The organism is Pedobacter sp., from assembly GCF_965249885.1.
Lineage (GTDB): Bacteria > Bacteroidota > Bacteroidia > Sphingobacteriales > Sphingobacteriaceae > Pedobacter.
Genome location: NZ_OZ252254.1, coordinates 2,052,471 through 2,071,505, shown reverse-complemented (window position 1 = coordinate 2,071,505; position 19,035 = coordinate 2,052,471). Strand labels below are relative to the sequence as shown.

The following is a 19,035-nucleotide window of genomic DNA, read 5'->3' as shown; positions in this document are numbered from 1 at the left end:
TAAAGCTTTTAACGAAATTTTTTGAAGCCGTAAAGAATGACGGAAGGATAAGTATCACCCATATCGGGCTATACGCGTCACTGGTTGAATACTGGCAGTCAAATGGTTGTCAGCACCCGATGAAGGTTTTCTGTCATCAGGTAATCGACATTGCAAAGATATCGCACGTAACTTATCGGAAATGCATCAATGAACTCAACGACTATGGCTATTTAAGGTATGTGCGTTCTTGCAAAAGAACTAAGGCAAGTGAGATTTATCTCAACAATAGTGTTTAATATTCAAAATTTTTTAGTGATGGGAAAAGAGTGGGAAGACAGATTAGCAGACAACGAGATTAAGAGTTTTTTCATCCTAATGATGAACGACCTAAAAAAAGAGATCCTAACCGAGATCAAGCAAGTTGTAACGCAGGGACAAATTCCAAATATCCAGAAATGGATAAAATCAGTTGAGGTGAAAAAACTGCTTAACGTATCGCACGGCAAACTGCAGACCATGCGAAATTCAAAAACCATATCCTTTACCAGGATTGGGGGAACGATTTACTACAATATGGAAGAGATCGAAAAAATGATGCAAGGTGGAGGTAACAGGAGATGAAAGATCAAACATTTAGCCCCGGAATAGGTTCTATGGTCCCTCCCGAAAGGAAACATGTTGAGATTTATTTCATTGCTCAAGGCGCTACAGAAGAGGATGCCGCAGAATTCTATGATCTATATAAAAAAAAAAATGGCGAAGCAACAAGGGTTTGCCTATTTCAAACTGGAAACAACATGCCTGGAGAAACATATGGTATGGAAAATAAAAAAGGCTTCGGACTCGAAGCCTTTTTTTACAGGGACAATGTCCAATATCACTCACCAGCGTTTTATCCCGTCATTATAATAAACTAAAGGCTGCCACTTGGCAGCCTCTTCATGATGCCCAATTTGTAACAGCGTGCTGCCCGTCGATATCCTTCATCTGATTATGGACAGAACTCATGCTCTTCATTAGTCGCTCCTTCCCTACCTGGCAATACTGTTTGGTTGTTTTCATAGATTGGTGTCCCATCATCAACGAGACGTCCTCCAATGGCAGAAAAAAATGATTTAGCATAATGTGCGCAAAGGTGTGCCTTGCCAAATGAGTTGTCAAAGGCCTGGAAAAGCCAGCAATTGTACCAACAGGCTTGAGGTAGTCATTGTATTTTTGGTTGCTAATTATCGGAAGTAGCTTTCCAGTTTTCAAAACAAGCGGGTGATCATGGTAACGATTTACAATCTCTTCGACTATCGGCAGCATCGGCACCAATTCAGTGCTCATGGTTTTCTGCCTGTCACGGACCAGACACTTGCCCCGACCGCCATGGTCGACGATATTTGCCGCTGTCAGATCGGCAAGCTCGGCGTATGCAAATCCCGTAAAGCATTGGAAAATGAACATATCCTTTATGATGTTCAGCTTATCGTTTTCGAAAATCTTAGCATGAAGCTTTATTACATCGGAATATTCCAATGGGGTTACCTTTTTAGATTTGGGATTGTACTGGAAGTTCTGTACCCTATTCTTGTCGAGCCACTCTTTCTCAACAGCATAATCCAAAAATGCTTTTAGATGGATTACCCTCCTTTCAGTAGTAATTGGACTCAAAGGCTCTTCTTTGTGCAACGTAAGATATGCAACCAACTCTCTGGCAAAATCCTGCTTAATATCTGACAGAAGAATATCTTTTCCACCAGAGTAATAACTGATGAAATCTAGGATATGTTTTTTGGAAGTCTTCCAAGTTGTGTGCGTTGACGACTTCATCAGTTTGGCATTAACCTGTAACTGAAGTTCTTCCATCTTAGCATCTACCACTTCCACAAGGGTATGCTTAGTTTCCTTCTGCTTTTTTTCCTCCAATGCACTCCAATTGGCCGACTTGCCATTGAAGATATTCTTGACCATTTGTGGCTGAACATACTGATATTCCCGGCATAGATTTTCAAAGATCCTTTCCAAGTCCTTCTGCACCTCTAAAATCCTAAAATTAATATCCTCTGCTTCCCTGCTCCCTTCGGTATTCCTTTTGGTTTCTGTATCCCAAAACTCTGGTGCCATTTTCTTACCGATTGACAGATCGACGTCCTCTCCATCGATTGTTATCTTGACGTAAAGGGGAGCTACACCTTTTTTGTCCAATTTTGCCTTGAACAGCCAAAACATTACGGACATTTTCTGATTGCTTTTCATCTTTCACTTCTTAAGGTTAAACATGCGCCTAAAGCGGCGTGAAGTCCTTAAAACCGACCTTTTACGGAAAAACCGTTTACCTAATTTACGGCACCTACATGGTAAATGAAATGGTAAACATAATCCCTAAACTGCAATGAATTATTTTGTACAGTTTATTTGAAAATGTTTGATGAAAAATGCGTGGAAACAAAAAAAGCGCACTGTATAGTGCGCTTTTAAAGGCTTTTAACTTGACCTTGCGGTCCGGACGGGACTCGAACCCGCGACCTCCGCCGTGACAGGGCGGCATTCTAACCAGCTGAACTACCGAACCGTTTTCCTTACTTTCAGACGTCCGTCTTTCCGTTTGGGTCTGCAAATATAGCTTGTTTTATTTGTTTTGCAATAAAAATTTTAAATTATTTATAACAAGCTGTTTTTCAGTGATAAAATTTTAAATCCAAAAAATTAAATCGTTCTTACTCCTTATACTTTTAAAGAAAAGAGCCTAGTTAACTGCTCCCTCTTTCATTTTTTCTGCATTTTCAGCAAACTGCAGCTTATCAATCAGCTCTTGAATTTCACCATCCATAATAGCTGGCAAGTTGTAAAGCGTTAAACCAATACGGTGATCCGTTACACGTCCCTGCGGATAGTTGTAGGTTCTAATCTTCGCTGATCTATCTCCCGTTGAAACCATCGTTTTACGTTTAGCCGCAATGTCACCATGTTTTTTCTGTACTTCTAAATCATATAACTTAGAGCGCAACATCTCCATAGCCAGCTCGCGGTTGGCCAACTGCGAACGTTCCACCTGACAAACTACCACAATACCCGATGGCCTGTGCGTTAATTGCACCTTCGTTTCTACCTTATTTACGTTCTGTCCACCAGCACCACCTGAACGAGAGGTCTGCAAATCCACATCAGCAGGGTTAATATATACATCCACCTCCTCGGCCTCTGGCAACACCGCTACCGAAGCCGCCGAAGTATGCACACGTCCCTGCGTTTCTGTATCAGGCACACGCTGTACACGGTGTACACCACTTTCGTACTTCAAGGTCCCGTAAACATCATCTCCGCTTACCTTTAATACCACCTCTTTATAACCTCCAGCAGTACCTTCAGTTACATCCATTACCTCTACTTTCCAACCTCTGGTATCAAAATAACGCGTATACATACGGTACAAATCGCCCGCAAAAAGCGCAGCCTCATCACCGCCGGTACCACCTCTAATCTCAAACACCGCATTTTTAGCATCTTCTGGGTCTTTCGGAATCAGCATCAATCTAATGCGCTCTTCCATTTCCTCCTGTTGCACCAACAAAATGTCCTGCTCCTCCTTCGCCATTTCACGCATCTCAGGATCTTTCTCGTTGCTTAAAATATCTTTATTGGCCTCAATGTTGCTCATTACGTTTTTGTACACCTTGTACTCCTCCACAATCTTCGTAAGGTCTTTATACTCCTTGTTAAGAGCGGCAAAACGCTTCATGTCCTGTATCACATCAGGATTACTCAATTGCTCTTCTACATCTTCCCAGCGCAACTTAATGGCTTCTAATTTATCTAACATATTTTTATAAGAAAATCACTATCAATATTCCAATTAAAGCAAGCCCCGCTTTCCGCTCCTCCCGATAAAATCGGGGATCCGCTTCAATCGGGTTTATTACACTAAAAACAGTGCAAAAACGACACGCTTTAATTATCGGACAGCAAAAATACGGCTTTTTCGCTTAACACCGCAATTAATTTATTGCCCACCGCAACCTGCTTAATTGGTAATGTTATGGGCATTTTTTGCTTGCTACTCTCCAAATTACCTGGCTGATATTTGAACAGCTCAGTACCCTTGAAGTAAACAATGGTATTGCTGGTAATGTTGAAATCTGAAAGACTATCAATTGGCAAATCCTTAACGAAAGCACCAAACCTGTCAAATTGCAGTATGCCACCACTTTTGCGCTGCAAGAATACGTATTGGTCAGATGCGGCAATCTTCTTCGCGTCTACCACTTCATCAAATAGTTGAAATAAATTTGCCGATCTGATATCTTCTGTAAAATTACTACTAAGTTTAATCAGCACATTAGCCGTTCTTTCGAAAATCCAAAGGCTATTGTTATTTCCGGATGCTACTGCCGACACCAATAAGTTGCCATTTTTTGCAAAGGAGTAGTTGGTAATTTCATTCAAATTATTGTTGAGCACCACTACCTGCTGAAAGTCGGCGTAAAACAAAACTACTCTTAAAGGATCGGAGACATCTACACTTTGCAACCTTCCGAACCTGTTATTGCTATAGCGCCATTTCAATCTGCCGTTCATGTCGTACTTCAACAGCTCATCCCTTGCGGATAAAAGATAAACGTTATCCAGGTTATCAACATAAACCGACCTGGCAACGGTATCAATTTGAGCTACTTGTTTGAATTGTGCGTTGGCCGTACTGTTTTGGAACAGCACCACAATTAAACAATTACACAGCACAACAATTAACCTTCTCATCTTTCAAAATACGCTAGCTTCAATTTTTCGCCATCAAACACACCGTACGAATTATAGTTTAACCACTCGCCAATGTTAATATACGTGCTGCTTTCGCTTAGTTTAATGGTTAAGGGTAAATGCCGATGCCCAAACACAAAATAATCAAAATGCTGCTTGCTCAATTGCTCTTTTGCATAAACTGCCAGCCATTCCTTATCTTCTCCAACAAATACCTCTTCGGTTTTACTGGCAGCCCTACTATGCGCCGACCAACCGTTGGCAATACCCATTCCAATACGCGGAGGCACCATGCCAAACAACCACTGGCATATTGGGTTCCTGAAAATCTTCCTTAAAAACTTGTACTTCTTATCTCCAGGACCTAAACCATCACCGTGGTGCAAAAAGAACTTCTTGCCATTTCGTTCAATCAGTAATTCATCGCTAACAATCTCCATCCCTATTTCCTGAGTAAAATAATCTTTCACCCACATATCATGATTGCCTTTGAAGAAATAGATTTTTATGCCGCTATCCGCCATTTCGGCTAGCTTACCCTGTAAACGTACAAAACCCTTAGGCACAACATATTTGTACTCGAACCAAAAATCAAACACATCGCCCATTAAAAATAGTTCGCCACAGGTAGGCTGTATAAAGTTCAACCACCTTACAATACGGTCTTCACGCTTTCTGCTCTCTGCATGGTTTGGAGAACCCAAGTGAAAATCCGATGCGAAATATATGTTCTTAGTCATGTAGGTTTCAAATTTACAATTTTAGATTTTAGATTATGGCATGTAATGAATTTGTAGGCTTGCATAAAAGTCGATTTAGATTTTTGCAGCTTTAAATTAAAGTCAGTAAACCAGCTCAAAACCAATAGATTTCAGTTTATTTTAAGCGCAGGCGTTAAACATTAGCAGATGAAAAAGGCTAAATCTATAGGATTTATAGAAATTATTGCATTCTATCTAGAATTCATCTAAATAGCTGCATGTTTTTATAACTTAATTTTGTACTTTTGCACAAAATTTTTAAATATGATCTCTACTGATATAGCTATTATTGGCGCCGGACCGGTTGGTTTATTTGCAATTTTTGAAGCGGGTTTGTTAAAGATGCGTTGTCATTTAATTGATTATTTACCACAGGTGGGCGGTCAGCTATCAGAAATATATCCTAAAAAACCTATTTACGATATCCCCGGATTTCCTTCGGTTTTAGCGCAAGAGCTTATTGACAACTTAATGGAGCAGGCAAAACCTTTTCACCCTGGTTTTACTTTGGGAGAAAGAATTGAAGGTTTGGAAAAAAGAGGCGAAGCTGATTTTGTACTAACCACCAACATGGGAACCGTAATTGAGGCTAAGGTAGTAGTAATTGCTGGCGGATTAGGTTGTTTTGAGCCACGTAAACCTGCAGTTGCTGGATTAGAGAAATTTGAAAATGGCCGTGGTGTAAATTATATGATCTTGGATCCGGAGAAATACCGTGGCCAGAAAATGGTAATTGCCGGCGGTGGTGACTCGGCGTTGGACTGGACTATTTTCCTTGCTGAAGTATGTAGCGAATTAACTTTGGTACACCGTAGCGAAAGCTTTAGAGGTGCTCCAGACTCGGTAGCGAAAGTGATGGAACTTGCAGAAAAGGGCAAAATCAACCTAGTGTTAAATAGCAATCTTAATGCGGTACATGGTGAAGGCAAATTGGAAAGTGTGGAAATTATCCATAACAAAACCATGGAGACAACTAGTGTTGAAGCTGACCACTTGATTCCTTTATTTGGCCTTAGTCCTAAATTAGGCCCAATTGAGCAATGGGGACTCAACATTAGTAAAAGTGCAATTGAAGTGAATGTTGATGACTACTCGACCAACGTACCCGGGGTTTACGCCATTGGCGATATCAATACTTACACCAACAAACTGAAATTGATCTTATGTGGCTTCCACGAAGCCGCTTTGATGAGCCACAGCGCTTATCAGTATATGAACCCTGGTGTAAAATATACCATGAAATACACTACGGTTAACGGTGTAAGTGAATTTTAAGCATTAAAAACAGCAATCGAAAATGAGCGATATCAATATTACCGTAGAAGATAGAGAAGGCAATGTAGCTGAGCTGGTTGCCCCAACAGACATGGGTCTCAGCTTAATGGAATTTCTTAAAGCTAGCGAGTACGATGTTTTAGCAACTTGCGGCGGCATGGCTTTATGTGCTACATGTTGCGTTGATGTACTTGAAGGCGAGGATAAGCTCAACGAAATGAGTGACGATGAATACGCTATGCTTGATACACTTCCTGATTTACTACCAAACTCTAGATTGGCATGCCAACTACAGTTAAGCCCTGCAATGGAAGGCTTAAAGGTAAGGTTACATGCAATGGACTACTAGTCCTCCTCTTTGCTCCTGCATCTCGTTACAAAACAGCTAGTTAATGTGAGTACTGCTCTCACCTAGCTCAACTGACCCTGAAATGAATTCAGGTTGACGGGGTTATGGGTGTTTCGCTCTGAACACACCGTACTGAAAAGAAAAATTATGCAGTATTTAGTCACCTTTCAATAGAAGAACAACTAAGATATTGACAAACAACCTTACAATAAGTTCATTAACAAGCAGATAACCGCTTTACGTTGAAGAATTAACGTATAGATAGTTCCCTTTAAACATTTTCACTAACATTAATCACTGCTTCTCTCCCTCAAAGGGAGAGATGTCCGTAGGAAAGAGAGAGGGTACCTCGCAAGATTTAAATCTACGAGTCTACATTTAAAAATAAGATTGAATCTAGTTTGAAGACTCGTTTGCTTTCAGTATAGGGCTGCCAATGGTTTTGTAATTGCCATCACCTTTTAAAATAGCCAGCATTTGATTTTGGTTTTGAAATAGAGATTTAGCTTTTGCAATTTCCTTATCATACTGAAATGCCTGCTCAATCCGACCTTTTTCTTGATAATAACGACTAATAATTTGGGTTTCCAGTGCCCGTTTGATCTCTAGCTTATGTGCCGCTAAATCATTTTTCTTTGCATTGGCTATCTTTGTCTTCAACGCTTCCAAATCGGCTTTAATCACCGATTTATCATCTCTATCCACTTCTTTCTTTAGCTCATTAATTAAGCGCTCACTTCTTGAAGTATAGCTATAATCTTTATTACCCAATGAAGCAATGAATTGACCGTACTGTGCATCAGACACCTGAAAATCCTTGGCTGAAGCTACAGTATGATTTTGTTTCTTAAAACTATTTGCATAGTCAAAAAATAAATTTTTATTAAGTAATGATATAGTTACTGGGCTGTATTTGTCTGCATCTACCACTATATCTGGATAAACTCCGGCACCGTCATATACAGTACGTCCTGCTTTTGTGCCGAAGGCTTTCATGGTGCTATCTGCAAATTTCTGTACTGAGCCATCTTGTTTTCGATGGGCATAATCTAATGCCTGGATACATCGCCCAGATGGCGTATAATATTTAGCCACTGTAACCTTTACCAAGCTGTTGTAAGGCAAATTAAAGGTTTGCTGCACCAATCCCTTTCCATAGCTGCGTTGCCCTATTACAATGCCCCTATCGAGGTCTTGGAAAGCGCCTGCCACAATTTCTGAAGCAGATGCCGATGAACCATTGATTAATACCACAACAGGCAAAGTTGGTGCGATGGCATTGGCCATGGTTCTGTAGCTAATACTTTTTTCGGGGTTGCGACCTTTTTGGGTAACCACCAGTACGTTTTTATCTACAAATAAATTGATAATTTTTACTGCTTCCTGTAAAATTCCACCGCCATTGTTTCTTAAATCTAAAATAAGTCCTTTTGGTTTTTGCTTAGTAATGCTTTCCAGTGCATCTTTAACTTCTTGCCCTGAATTCTCCAAAAACTTATCTAAACGGATATAGCCAATTTGCTCGTCGAGCATCCCGTAATAAGGTACATTTTTCTGCTTTATTTCTTCTCTTACAATCGTTTTTTCAATCGTTTTTCCTTCCCTTACCAAGGTTAGCGTAACCGGCGTACCTTTTGGACCACGCAGCAGCTGGCTAATCTGGCTTCTTTCTTTTCCTGTAGTCTCTACGCCATTGATTTTTGATATCTGATCACCAGGTTGTATATCGGCTTTATAAGATGGATATCCCTCACTTACTTCATTCACGAACAATTTACCGTCAATAGTTAGCGTACCTGCGCCAATACCGCCGTATTGTGTACTTACGTATTTTAGTTTATATTCTTCAATTTCCGATTCAGGTACGTATTCCGTATAAGGATCCAAACTTTCTAACATGGCATCAATACCTTGTTTCATCAATTGCGATGGGTTGGTTTCATCTACATAATTGATATTGATTTCCTTATATAAAGAAGCAAACACGTCCAGGTTTTTGGAGACCTGAAAAAGATCTTCTTTAAACGCCAAGGCAAATGTGGTAACAATTAAGATGGCACCAAAAAGTGCAATTTTTACTCTCTTCATGAAATCCGTTTTAGGTGAAACTCAATTGATGGCACATCATTATTGAATTTACATTAACTAAGCATAACAACGTAGTTGTGCTTTAAATTGAGAAGTAAATTTAACAAACCATTATGATTTTTCAAATCATATGGAGTGTGTTTAAAAGATGGGAGGTGTGTTAGGGACGTTACAATCTATTTCCGTCAGGATCTGCCAATGCTTTACGAATGGTAAATTCGATATAAGCCGCATCGCGATTTACCAGCTTAGCTAAGGTGTGCACCAATTGATCTTCTTGCCCAGGAGTGAAAGGAATTTCTACTGCAGCTAGTTCACGATATTTCCTTAAAAACTTTGTTTTAACTTTTTGCCAGTTCTCGGTAGTAAGCGTAAAATTTGCCATTGGTGAATAATTTTATTGAGCAAAGATAATTAATTTGACCGGCAGTAAAATAAAAAAGCCCCAATTAATTGGGGCTTTTTTATTTTAAGCGTTATCGATTTTCGGTGAAATCGAGGAATAACGCGGGATAACTTGTTGTTCCCACCAGATCACCCCTAACTGTAAAGGTGTAAACCCTGTTTTTTAGCAGTGTTGTAGCGGTGGTTCTAGTAACCGATTTACCAGTAGCTAAATCCGTACATTTTAATGTGTTATAAACGCCAGAAGGTACTCTAACAAATTCAGAAGCCGATTTATAAGCAACACCATTTATCGGAGTTGTAGTATCGATTACATCAACACCATCAACCTTATAGGTTCTAGTTATTTGTAAAGATAAAGTGCTCGTATTTGGAGCTGGATTTACCAACCTGATGTAAGCAGCTGCTGTATCAGGTTCTGGAAGTTTATCTTCAACTATAAATCCGTCAGCTTTCTTAGTAACAGGATCAAAATAGCCATTCACGTAAAAGCTATAGTTTCTTCCAGATACCACATTTGCTGACACTTTCGCAATTTCCAAATCAGGGCCAAAGCCATAAACCGTACTTACTACAGCGGTTGAAGGAGATTTAGCAGTTAACACTACCTGACCAGCAGGAGCTAATGCGTAACCCCTAGCCGGACTAAGATTTCCCATAGTAAGGGCATTAGGGCTTTCAGTTCCTGTAGTAGATACCACAGTAGCAAACCTTACATCATTTGCGTAAGCATTGAAAGTTACGGTAGTAGTGGTTGGTGCCGGTGTAGCGCTCCTAACATAGGTAAAATTATAAACTTTAAATTGAGCACCACTATATGGTGTTGTGATATCTTCTACCGCATTTTTTTTACACCCTAAAAAAAGTATGCTGAGTAGAAATAAAAATGATATCGATTTATTTAAATTTCTCATGTTTGAATCCAATTAATTTTTTTCAAAAATCCACATTATATCAGTATGGTAGCTGTCTTTATCACCTCCGATTTTCTTAAGAGTTTCTAGATTCCATACCCACTCAGAGTTGTATCTAGGTCTAATTCTGTAAACCGGTTTTCCTTGGTTAGCAGTAGCCAAACGACTTTGGTCAGGAATTTGAAATCCTCTGAACACCTGATCTGTTGTGCTGCCTGGTTCCAAATCCGTGTAGTGATATCTGCGTAGGTCAGTCCATGCCTCATTAAACGCCCATCCCCATTGTGCAATATATTTCTGTAGCATAATATCGCCCAGTTTCAAATTGTTTGCATCTGTAGGTATCGCTGCCGATGAAAGGAAAGCAGTTTTCTCTGTGGCAGTAATGGCCGTAATTGCAGAGTTAGCTGCCTCAGCATTTGCAGTATTTACAAAGTCTATATGTGCAGAGATTCCATTTTTATACGCAGCTAATGCAGTTGGTTTATCTCCTTTTCTAAAAGCTGCCTCAGCTTTAATAAACTGTAACTGTGCGTAGGTCATCCAAGGAACGCTAGACTTAGCATTGAATACATAGTTACCTGGTAAATCTATTCCAGAAACGTTATTGGTTCCCCAAATTGTTTTCGGTGCAGTGTTTCCTGTAGTAGGAACAGCAAAAGTAGCCTCTCCACCATAAAAACCACCGTCGGTAGCAGGAAAAATAAGTCTTCTTAAACGTGGATCAACAACACCATTAAACTGAGTACCATTAAGCGTTTTTAAGAAGAAATTTGTTTGGCGTACCGATGTAAAGTTACCTCTATCTGGACTTAAATAATTTTTAGAAGCATTAGCTAGTCCTGTATACTTAAACTTAGCATCATCAGCATTACTAGCGAATGATTTGTTTACAGCATCGATGATAGCATCTGGATTATAGGTGGTTTTATTCGAAAAGTGATTTAAAGCCATAGCTTTTAATCCATAAGCAAATTTTAACCATTTTTCTCTGTTTCCATTGTAAATGATATCATTAGCACCGATATATGCAGCGTCAACTTTGCCGTCGGTTCTCTGCAAGTTAGTAATTGCTAAATCTAATTGCTTAATTATCTCGCCGTAAACATACTCTTGGCTATCATAATCAAAGGTTTTTCTACTGGTATCAAATGCTTGGCTTACTATGATTTGACCTTGCAATACCGTTAAATTTAACCATCCCCAAGCTTTAAAAACATGACCTATACCTAGCAAATCCCATCTTTGTTCACTTTCAGAGATTCTCATCATATCATTTAAATTGTAGCCCATTAAAAAGTAAACTACTCTCCAATGTTCTGCTGCTGGGTCAGAAGCCGAATAAAGGTATCCGTGTCTATCCCAAGTGTCCAATGCAGTAACTTCGCTCCAAAATTGAGCATATTTACCTACATAGCGACCATCAATTGGTGCCGCAAAGCACCCATGTAAAAGCAGCAATCCTGTTCCATCCAAAAAAGATGTAGTCTAACGTTAATTAGCTACCAAAACAATTGAAATATGGCAACAGAAATTACTGCTTTACCGAAGTTATACATTGGTATCGACATTCACAAGAAAAGCTGGTCGGTTCATATCCGAAGTGATATTAGCGACCACAAAAGTTTCACCGTTCCGGCAGACCCTTCAGTGGTTTATGATTACGTTGAGCGGAACTTTCCCGGTTACGATATAGCGCTCACCTACGAGGCTGGTTGTTGTGGTTTTAGTGCGGCACGTTATTTTATGCAGATGGGCTGGGATGTAACGGTTGTAAACCCAGCAGATGTGCCCACCAGCAACAAGCAATATTACCAGAAGACCGATAAACTTGATTGCCGTAACCTGAGCAGGCAACTATCGTTGGGCGAACTGAAGGCTATTCATATTCCAACTGATTGGGAAGACGAACTAAAAAGTCTTTTAAGGCATCGGGCTGCCATTACCCGCCAGCTTCGGTCGGCTAAAACACACATCAAGAGCTTGCTGCTTTATCAGGGCATAAAAATTCCCGAGGCCCATGACAATCCCAATTGGACCAAGTCGTTTATCGAATGGCTTAAGCACATCGAATGGCGTTCTGCTACAGGCCAGCAATGCCTAAACAGTAAGTTGCGTGTTTACGAGTTTATCTATGGCGAATATCTGGAACTGGCCAACCAGCTACGTTCACATTGCCGTAAACACCATAAACAGGATTATTATCTGCTTAAAAGTATTCCGGGTATTGGCGGTTATTTGGCCAGTGCCTTAATTGCCGAACTGGGCGATATTAGGCGGTTTGGCAACGAGGCAAGTTTTGCGAGCTACATTGGACTGGTACCGATGATGCGCAATAGCGGAGGTACAGAGAATGTGTTTGGGGTAACCCCACGTTGCCGAGGTTTGCTACGTAGTTATATTATAGAAGCTGCTTGGGTTGCCCTGCGGCTAGATCCACAGATGCAGTCCTATTACCGTACACATATTGGCAAGAACCCAAAAAGTATTGTAGTTAAGATTGCCAGAAAATTATTGAACCGTATCCTGTCGGTTATCAAAACAGGGAAACCTTATCAGATCAATCACCAAAAACCACAGGCTATGGCATAAAAAGGATATATATATAGAAAACATAATTGTTAAAAGCTCATCAAAAAACAAAATCCAGACTACAAAACATGGGTTGTGAAGCTTGATGCTTTCACACCGCAAAGCAGGTAGCTGTATTTAAAATCAATACAACCATACGGGTGCAGGTGGTGTTTCCGCGTAGAAGCAGCCACACATAGGAGCCTGAGCTTAATGATTATCGAGGTGTTTGAGGAGCATTAATTTAGTCCCCAAATGTCAATTTATTGGAATATTTAAAAGGAATGATTAACTTGGTTCTAGGAAAACTGCTTTACATAGGAAGCCATGTTAGTCATCATTGGTCCTAAGTATAGATTAGGAGCAACAATATCTGGTGCATTAGGGCTTCTATTTACATCTAGCCATTTTTTACAACCTGTAGAGGTAATAACCAAAGCTATTAACAAAGTTTTTATTACAATACTTTTCATAATCAATTTATTATAGACCAATTCTAACTCCAAAATTTATACCTGTTGAGATTGGGAAGTTACCGAAATCAATACCCATACCGCCCGCACCAACTGTTGCAGCGTTATTTCCATTAGCAATTGGGTCAGCTCCTGAATAATTGGTGATCAAGAACACATCAGTAGCAGTTACAAACGCTGATGCCGATTTAAAGAATTTTTGTCTCGCCATAACCTTACTTGGAATTACATAAGATAAAGTAATATCTCTCATTCTAATCCAGTTTATGTTTCTTTCGATAAATAACTCTTCACTAATTCCTGAATAATAGGTGCTATCAAAGAATGGATTTACTACGATATTGTTTACTGTTGGGTTAGCTGTATTCTCCAATCCATCACGTAACACACCTTTAATTACTCTAGGTGTTTCCCTATCTAATGTTCTTAAAGCCAAACCTCTTTGCGTTAAGTAATGCTCTGTAGCATTTAACACATCTCCACCTTTTCTAATATCTATCAAGAAAGAAAGTCTGAAGCTTTTGTAACTGAATTCGTTAGTTAATCCTAAAGTCCATTTTGGCCAAGTATCTGTACCGTTAACAATATAATCTGCCGAACGATAAGGCAAACCAGTACCAGGATTGATTAGGATTTCACCAGCGTTATTTCTAAGATAGAATGTACCAGAGAACGCCGTTAGAGGCAAGCCCGGTCTAGCTGTTTTTCTAATCCCACCATACAACCAAGTGTCCGAGTTATAAGACTCTGGCAAATCCCTAGGTAATGAAATCACTTTCGATCTTGATACGTCAAAGTTTGCAATTACGTTCCAAGTGAAATCTTTTTTCATTATTGGTTTAAAGGTCAACAATGTTTCGTAACCATGGTTTTGAGTTACACCACCATTCATATCAGCTAACACGAAACCAGTTCCATAACTCGCTCTGATATCACGTACAATTTGCTCAGACGTTTTCTTCTTATAATACGTGAACTCTACATTAATTCGGCTGTCTAAAAATGATAGCTCGGTTCCGATTTCATATGAAGTAGCCATTTCAGGTTTCAAATTAAAGTTAGGACCAGTAAATCCGTAACGATATCCACCAACGGTATTGTTTTCATATAAAAGTGCCGGGTAAATTTTGTAAGGTCTAGAGTCTCTACCTACTTGAGATATTGCAGCTCTAATCTTTCCATAATTTAATACGCTTTTTATAGCACTTAATGCTTTTATATCCGTAAAATTGATACTAGTTGAAACCGATGGATAGAAGAACGAGTTGTTCTCTACTGGCAACGTTGACGACCAGTCATTTCTTCCTGTTACTGTCAAATAAGCTATTTTATTATAGTTAAATCTAGCTTGACCATAAACTGAAGCTACCCTTCTTTGTACTTGAGTTGTTAATACCCTTCTAGTGGTAGCATCGGTGTTGTTTATTGAAGCAAAATCTGGCTCTAGGAATTTCTCGCCATATCCAGCAAGTGCATTACTTTCTTCAGATTTAGCTTCAGCACCTCCCAATAGATCAAGTCTAAATTTCGGAAACAGATCTTTCTGATATTGAACAAAACTGTTAACGTTTAGGTTTTTAGTGTTTCTGGTGATCTGATCAAACGCACCACCCCTTAACGCAGCTCTTGCCGATTGTGGATGTTGGAATGTAGCACTCTCAAAACTTCCGATATCAAAACCAACCCTAGTAGTAAAGCTTAAACCTGCTGTTGGTTTTATTACAAAACTAGATGCAGCGAAAACCCTATTATTGATATCTCTTAAGTTATTTTTATTGATACTGAAGTAAGGGTTATCAATTTCATCTTGTGGAGCTAAGTTTGAAAAAAACTGTCTTCTTAATCCACCAGCGGTAAGGTAATCTTTTGCATCATCAGTGGCAGGCCAAATCAAAAGACCGATTAATGGGCCACCAGCTCCTTTAAATACTTTATCATTTGAAGAGTAGCTATATGTTAACGACAAATCGATGTTAAACCAGTTGTTAACTTTTGCATTTGTTGCACCGCTTAGTGTAAACCTGTCGTATCCTGTATTAGGTACTACACCATTTTGGTTCGAATAAGTTGATGAAATTCTATAAGTAGCTTTATCACTTCCCCCCTCGAACGAAAGATTATGTTTTTGCGTTAGCGCTGTTTCGAAGAAATTCGAAATATTATCGTAGAACTGAGTTCCCGGTTGATATTTAGGCCCGAAATATGAAGCACTGGTGAAAGCGGATTGTCCACTTAAACCTAAACCATACTCTCTTTGAACCTCAGGCATTTTTGTAACCTGATCAATTCTAAATGCATTACTATAGTTTATACGACCTTCTCCAGCTTTTCCTCTTCTTGTGGTAATTAGGATCGCTCCATTTGCTGCGTCAATACCATAAAGTGCAGCGGCTTCTGGCCCTTTCAAAATAGTGATGTCCTCGATGTCCTCCGCACTAAAATCTGAAGATCTGTTGGAAAAATCAACCCCCCTGTTTTCAAACGAAGTAGAGGATGTTGTACTAGACGCCAATTCGCCGGTAGCAAACGTACTGTTATCAGATGGGATACCATCAATAACAATTAAGGGCTGGTTATTACTGTTAATTGAGCTAATACCCCTCAATGTAATGGTACTTGATGCACCAGGCACACCCGATGTGCTATTCACTTGCAAGCCGGCAACCCTACCTTGTAATCCATTGATAAAGTTTTCCCTTTGAGTTTGCGCCACTTCTGTACCTTTAACAGATTGACTGGATGTTCCTAAGGCCTTTTTAGATTCCTTTATACCCAAAGCTCCCGTAACCTCAACTTCTGCTAGTTGGTTGGCATCATTTTTCAGCACAACATCGATTACGTTATCAGTTCCAACCTTCACCTCCTGACTAACTGTTCCAATAAAGCTAAAGACAATTGTTTGTCCTACATTAACTTTTATGGAATAAACTCCATCACTAGAAGCCGTTGAGCCTCCAGTGGCACCCTTGATCCGTACTGTAGCACCTGGAAGCGGTAATCTTGCCTCATCAAGTATCTTGCCCGTAATAGTCTTCTGCTGTGCCATTACCTGCAATGCCAAGAGAAAGGATCCCAAGAACAGCATGAGTAATTTTTTTTTCATAAACTCTCGTTTGGTTAATTAGTAATTAATTTTTGTTCGTTGATTTTCATTGATTTAGAAAAACGCATATTAACGCATTAAGCTTAAATCTCACGTAAATATCACAAATGTTTTCCAGTTAAAAAAGAAATTTTAACAAATATTTAACAAAAAGAATTAAATTACCGTACAAACCCCGCAAAAATCCGCATAACATTCGCACTCCTTTCAAGAATTTAACCTGTTTTAATTATTTTTTACTACCTTAAACCCTGTTAAATACCACTAAAAAATGTTAAAAAAAGAACGGCATAATATCATTATGCGTCAAATTAATCTCCACAACCGCGTTTTAAGTTCGGATTTAGTAGAGTTATTAAACGTATCAGAAGACACTATAAGAAGAGATTTACAAGAATTAGCTGACGAAAATCTTTTAAACAAAGTACACGGAGGCGCTCTTTCGAAATCCTATCAATCTACTTTTGATGATAGTAAAGTGTATGCTAAGGATGCGAAAATTGCCATTGCCAAAAAAGCCTCTTCTCTGATCAAAGACGGTATGGTTGTGTTAACCGGCGGAGGAACAACCGTTATAGAACTTGCTAAACAGCTTCCGCAACACATCCATGCAACGTTTATTACCATAAGCCCATTAGTTGCGGTTGAACTGGCCAAATACGAAAAAATCGAAGTAATTTTAATAGGTGGTCTGTTTGCTAAAAACTCTCAAATTAGTTACGGCGGCCATGTAATTAGTCAATTAGCAGATATAAGAGCTGATTTATGCCTCATGGGAACTAGTGCTTTGGATCCGTCAGATGGTGTTACAGATACAGATTGGGAAATTAACCAGCTGAAAAAAGCAATGATTGCTTCTTCTAAAAAAACGGCTGTTTTATGTATTTCTGAAAAGTTGGGAATAACCCTTAGATTAAAAGTTGCGGGACTTGAAAACATCGGCTACTTAGTGACCGAGTTAGATCCAAGCAGTGAAATTTTAGCAGCTTACCAAACCAAAGGTTTACAAATTATATAGTAAGTCTTAAAGAAAAAAGGAGCTTCTCTAATTGAAAAGCTCCTTTCTCTTTTTTAAAACGCTGGGTTCGCAGGTGTATTAGGATTGTTATCTCTTTCTTGATTCGGATAAGGCATGAATTTTCGCTTCATTTCAGCATCTGGCCTGCCAAACCTTCTCATGTCTTCCAATTTTAATCCCGACATAAAAAGTTCAATGCATCTGTGTTTGTAGATCAAATCTAGTAGCTGGGTTTGCGTATAAGGCCCCACTAAAGCTGGTAAATTTGCATTAACCCCGTAAATATCATTGTTTTTTGTTACCACTTTATTCAGTTCAGTTAGTGCATTCCCTAGATCCGGAACAGCCTGACGTGCATAAGCTTCAGCTTTAATCAACATCATCTCTCCAGGTAAATAAACTGGAATTTGGGTGAAGGTTGCATCTCCAAAACCCTTTATGCGCACCGTTGTATTCACCGTGGTATAAAAACCTATTCTACCATCTCCTGCATCAGGGACATTAGCTCCGGTTTGACCTAAACTCAAATTTTTTGGTTGTATAACGTTGTTGGTAGAAGTTGAGATTTCAAAAATCGGGTTAAGATTAAGTGCATCGTAGGTAAAAACAGATTTTTTAGTTAAATCCACCGCATTTGCAGCAGTTAACGCTAATGCATAATTACCCGTAAATAAAGCATATCTAGCTTTCAAGGCATTTAACGTGTTAACGATATCAATACCCGAAGGAACATTACCTAAGAAAGAACTGCTAATAGCATTTGCAGCAACTACATTTAAAGCATTATCTATAGTGGAAATTGCCTTGCTATAACCTTGCGCCCTAGTAATAAATTGAACATTTTTTCCTGTTCCATCGGGCACCCTTTCCCAATATTCGGCTAAATTGCCGAGAGCCAATGCCTTGAAAATGCTGGCATGAGCAATTAAACCTGCTGCGTAATTTTTATCTGGCAACGTTGCTGCGTTATTAATTACATTATCCGCATCGTAAATTATCTTGTTTGCGCTAGTCCAAACATTGCCTACTATGGTGTTATCGCCATCAACTTGAACGCCACCAGCAGCTAATCTTTCTTCGTTGGTGTTACCTGTGTTAACAGAAATAACTTCATTTGTAGTTAGTCCATTTAACGTAATGCCAGCATAAAGCAAACCTGGTCTTGTTGTTGAATAATTTTTTTGTAATCCAACGGTAACGCCGGTTAATCCTTTAGCCGAGCTTAATACTTCGTTTGCCGTAGCTGCGTTAGGATTTAAATATTCCTTGTTGCATCCCAAAGTAAACATAGTTGCAGTTAAAAGAAATGCGCAACCTATATATCGTGATTGTAAATGTTTCATAAAAATGATCTTA

General features: G+C 39.2%; 17 protein-coding genes and 1 tRNA gene. 6 read left to right on the top strand and 12 right to left on the bottom strand.

Going from position 1 to position 19,035, the window contains the following annotated elements; all coding sequences use genetic code 11:
• Nucleotides 1–297: 297 nt before the first annotated feature.
• Nucleotides 298–603, top strand: a complete 306-nt coding sequence (locus ACY2A0_RS08750; protein ID WP_461791340.1) for a helix-turn-helix domain-containing protein — start codon at nt 298–300, stop codon at nt 601–603.
• On the top strand, nt 600–899 hold the full coding sequence (locus ACY2A0_RS08745; protein ID WP_461791339.1) for a hypothetical protein: 300 nt from the start codon (nt 600–602) through the stop codon (nt 897–899). The genes ACY2A0_RS08750 and ACY2A0_RS08745 overlap by 4 nt, the downstream gene beginning before the upstream one ends.
• A gap of 22 nt (nt 900–921) precedes the next feature.
• Here ACY2A0_RS08745 and ACY2A0_RS08740 read toward each other — a convergent pair whose 3' ends face one another.
• The 5 genes from ACY2A0_RS08740 to ACY2A0_RS08720 form a co-directional block, all read right to left on the bottom strand.
• Nucleotides 922–2,223: a phage integrase SAM-like domain-containing protein gene (locus tag ACY2A0_RS08740; protein WP_461791338.1), complete on the bottom strand. Its 1,302-nt coding sequence runs from the start codon at nt 2,221–2,223 to the stop codon at nt 922–924.
• Nucleotides 2,224–2,465: 242 nt separating this feature from the next.
• Nucleotides 2,466–2,539 (bottom strand) — tRNA-Asp (locus tag ACY2A0_RS08735).
• 174 nt (nt 2,540–2,713) lie between these two features.
• Nucleotides 2,714–3,787 (bottom strand): peptide chain release factor 1, encoded by a 1,074-nt coding sequence (gene prfA / locus ACY2A0_RS08730; RefSeq protein WP_113638531.1) that lies wholly within the window; start codon nt 3,785–3,787, stop codon nt 2,714–2,716.
• Between the two features lie 128 nt (nt 3,788–3,915).
• Nucleotides 3,916–4,722, bottom strand: a complete 807-nt coding sequence (locus tag ACY2A0_RS08725) for a hypothetical protein (protein WP_461789170.1) — start codon at nt 4,720–4,722, stop codon at nt 3,916–3,918.
• The gene (locus tag ACY2A0_RS08720) at nt 4,719–5,462 is read right to left on the bottom strand and encodes a UDP-2,3-diacylglucosamine diphosphatase (RefSeq protein ID WP_461789169.1); all 744 of its coding nucleotides are present in this window, start codon (nt 5,460–5,462) and stop codon (nt 4,719–4,721) included. Before ACY2A0_RS08720 ends, ACY2A0_RS08725 begins: the two co-directional genes overlap by 4 nt.
• Nucleotides 5,463–5,747: 285 nt before the next feature.
• Between ACY2A0_RS08720 and ACY2A0_RS08715 the strand changes: the two genes are divergently transcribed.
• Nucleotides 5,748–6,758 carry an NAD(P)/FAD-dependent oxidoreductase gene (locus ACY2A0_RS08715; protein ID WP_461791337.1) on the top strand — a complete coding sequence of 337 codons (1,011 nt, stop codon included), beginning with the start codon at nt 5,748–5,750 and terminating at the stop codon, nt 6,756–6,758.
• Nucleotides 6,759–6,780: 22 nt separating this feature from the next.
• Nucleotides 6,781–7,107 (top strand): 2Fe-2S iron-sulfur cluster-binding protein, encoded by a 327-nt coding sequence (locus ACY2A0_RS08710; protein WP_113638535.1) that lies wholly within the window; start codon nt 6,781–6,783, stop codon nt 7,105–7,107.
• Between the two features lie 396 nt (nt 7,108–7,503).
• On the opposite strand, the gene ACY2A0_RS08705 is transcribed toward ACY2A0_RS08710, so the two are convergent.
• From ACY2A0_RS08705 to ACY2A0_RS08690, 4 genes are all read right to left on the bottom strand, one after another.
• Complete coding sequence (locus tag ACY2A0_RS08705) at nt 7,504–9,195, bottom strand: S41 family peptidase (RefSeq protein ID WP_461789167.1); 1,692 nt, start codon at nt 9,193–9,195, stop codon at nt 7,504–7,506.
• A 169-nt stretch (nt 9,196–9,364) separates the two neighbouring features.
• A complete protein-coding gene (locus ACY2A0_RS08700) occupies nt 9,365–9,580 on the bottom strand; it encodes a hypothetical protein (protein WP_461789166.1) in 216 nt (71 codons plus the stop codon).
• A 91-nt stretch (nt 9,581–9,671) separates the two neighbouring features.
• Nucleotides 9,672–10,514: a hypothetical protein gene (locus ACY2A0_RS08695; protein WP_461789165.1), complete on the bottom strand. Its 843-nt coding sequence runs from the start codon at nt 10,512–10,514 to the stop codon at nt 9,672–9,674.
• A 12-nt stretch (nt 10,515–10,526) separates the two neighbouring features.
• A complete protein-coding gene (locus tag ACY2A0_RS08690) occupies nt 10,527–11,990 on the bottom strand; it encodes a SusD/RagB family nutrient-binding outer membrane lipoprotein (protein ID WP_461791336.1) in 1,464 nt (487 codons plus the stop codon).
• A gap of 45 nt (nt 11,991–12,035) precedes the next feature.
• Between ACY2A0_RS08690 and ACY2A0_RS08685 the strand changes: the two genes are divergently transcribed.
• Nucleotides 12,036–13,106 carry an IS110 family RNA-guided transposase gene (locus tag ACY2A0_RS08685; protein WP_461791193.1) on the top strand — a complete coding sequence of 357 codons (1,071 nt, stop codon included), beginning with the start codon at nt 12,036–12,038 and terminating at the stop codon, nt 13,104–13,106.
• A gap of 278 nt (nt 13,107–13,384) precedes the next feature.
• Here ACY2A0_RS08685 and ACY2A0_RS08680 read toward each other — a convergent pair whose 3' ends face one another.
• Nucleotides 13,385–13,558, bottom strand: coding sequence for a hypothetical protein (locus ACY2A0_RS08680; RefSeq protein ID WP_461791335.1), 174 nt, complete (start codon nt 13,556–13,558; stop codon nt 13,385–13,387).
• Nucleotides 13,559–13,568: 10 nt separating this feature from the next.
• A complete protein-coding gene (locus ACY2A0_RS08675) occupies nt 13,569–16,661 on the bottom strand; it encodes a SusC/RagA family TonB-linked outer membrane protein (protein WP_461789163.1) in 3,093 nt (1,030 codons plus the stop codon).
• A gap of 271 nt (nt 16,662–16,932) precedes the next feature.
• Between ACY2A0_RS08675 and ACY2A0_RS08670 the strand changes: the two genes are divergently transcribed.
• Nucleotides 16,933–17,679, top strand: coding sequence for a DeoR/GlpR family DNA-binding transcription regulator (locus ACY2A0_RS08670; RefSeq protein ID WP_461789162.1), 747 nt, complete (start codon nt 16,933–16,935; stop codon nt 17,677–17,679).
• A gap of 53 nt (nt 17,680–17,732) precedes the next feature.
• Here ACY2A0_RS08670 and ACY2A0_RS08665 read toward each other — a convergent pair whose 3' ends face one another.
• On the bottom strand, nt 17,733–19,022 hold the full coding sequence (locus ACY2A0_RS08665) for a RagB/SusD family nutrient uptake outer membrane protein (protein ID WP_461789161.1): 1,290 nt from the start codon (nt 19,020–19,022) through the stop codon (nt 17,733–17,735).
• Nucleotides 19,023–19,035: the final 13 nt, after the last annotated feature.